The 1685-nt window shown below is 73.4% G+C and carries 1 protein-coding gene; it reads left to right on the forward strand.

All coding sequences use genetic code 11. From position 1 onward, the window contains the following. Positions 1-1677: carboxyl transferase domain-containing protein (locus J0670_RS37470; protein WP_279383138.1), on the forward strand; the 1677-nt coding region annotated here is incomplete at its 5' end. Between the last annotated feature and the right edge of the window lie 8 nt (positions 1678-1685).

A 1685-nucleotide genomic window follows, 5' to 3' on the forward strand; every position in this document is an offset into this window, starting at 1 on the left:
CGGCTCGGCGCAGCGACCGGCGTCGCGACGGCACCGGGTGCCGTACCGCCGGGAGCCGCCGCTCCGGCACCCCGGCTCGGCACCTCCGTCGACCCGGGCTCCGCGGCCTACCGGGACAACACCGAGGCGCACCGGGCACTGGTCGCCGAGCTGCGCGCGAAGCTCGACGCGGCGGCCCTCGGCGGCGGCGCCAAGGCCCGCGCCCGGCACACGGCGCGCGGCAAGCTCCTCCCCCGCGACCGGGTGGACACCCTGCTCGATCCGGCCTCGCCCTTCCTGGAGCTGGCCCCGCTGGCCGCCGACGGGATGTACGACGGGGCGGCACCCGCCGCCGGGGTGATCGCCGGGATCGGCCGTGTCGCCGGACGCGAGGTGGTGGTGGTCGCCAACGACGCCACCGTCAAGGGCGGCACCTACTACCCGATGACGGTGAAGAAGCACCTGCGTGCCCAGGAGGTCGCGCTGGAGAACCGGCTCCCCTGCGTCTACCTGGTCGACTCCGGCGGAGCCTTCCTCCCCATGCAGGACGAGGTCTTCCCGGACCGCGACCACTTCGGCCGGATCTTCTACAACCAGGCCCGGCTCTCCGCCGCGGGCATCCCGCAGATCGCCGCCGTGCTCGGCTCCTGCACGGCCGGCGGCGCGTACGTCCCGGCGATGAGCGACCAGGCGGTGATCGTCCGCAACCAGGGCACGATCTTCCTGGGCGGGCCGCCACTGGTGAAGGCCGCCACCGGCGAGGTGGTCACCGCCGAGGAGCTGGGCGGCGGCGAGCTGCACTCGCGCACCTCGGGCGTGACGGACCACCTGGCCGAGGACGACGCCCACGCCCTCTCCATCGTCCGCACCATCATGGCCGGGCTCGGCCCGCGCGCGGCCAAGCCGTGGCCGCTCACCCCGGTCGAGCCGCCGGCCGTCGACCCGGCAGGCCTGTACGGGGCCGTCCCGGTCGACCCGCGCACGCCCTACGACGTACGCGAGGTGATCGCCCGGCTGGTCGACGGCAGCCGCTTCGCCGAGTTCAAGGCCGAGTACGGCGCGACCCTGGTCACCGGCTTCGCCCGGATCCACGGCCACCCGGTCGGCATCGTCGCCAACAACGGCGTGCTGTTCTCCGAGTCGGCCCTCAAGGGCGCCCACTTCATCGAGTTGTGCGACCAGCGCGGCATCCCCCTCCTCTTCCTGCAGAACATCACCGGGTTCATGGTCGGCCGGCAGTACGAGGCGGGCGGCATCGCCAAGCACGGCGCCAAGATGGTCAACGCCGTCGCCTGCACCCGCGTCCCGAAGCTGACCGTGGTGATCGGCGGCTCATACGGAGCCGGCAACTACTCGATGTGCGGCCGGGCTTACTCACCTCGCTTCCTGTGGATGTGGCCGGGCGCCAAGATCTCCGTGATGGGCGGCGAGCAGGCGGCCTCCGTCCTCGCCACCGTCCGCCGCGACCAGTTGGAGGCACACGGCGAGGAGTGGCCGGCCGAGGCGGAGGAGGAGTTCAAGCGCCCGGTCCGCGAGCAGTACGAGCGCCAGGGCAGCGCCTACTACGCCACCGCCCGGCTCTGGGACGACGGTGTGATCGACCCGATGGACACCCGCACCGTCGTCGGCCTCGCCCTCTCCGCCTGTGCCAACGCCCCGCTGGCACCGCCCGCGCCCTACGGCGTGTTCCGCATGTGACCCCTCGT

The organism is Streptomyces sp. FH025, from assembly GCF_017427025.1.
GTDB lineage: Bacteria > Actinomycetota > Actinomycetes > Streptomycetales > Streptomycetaceae > Kitasatospora.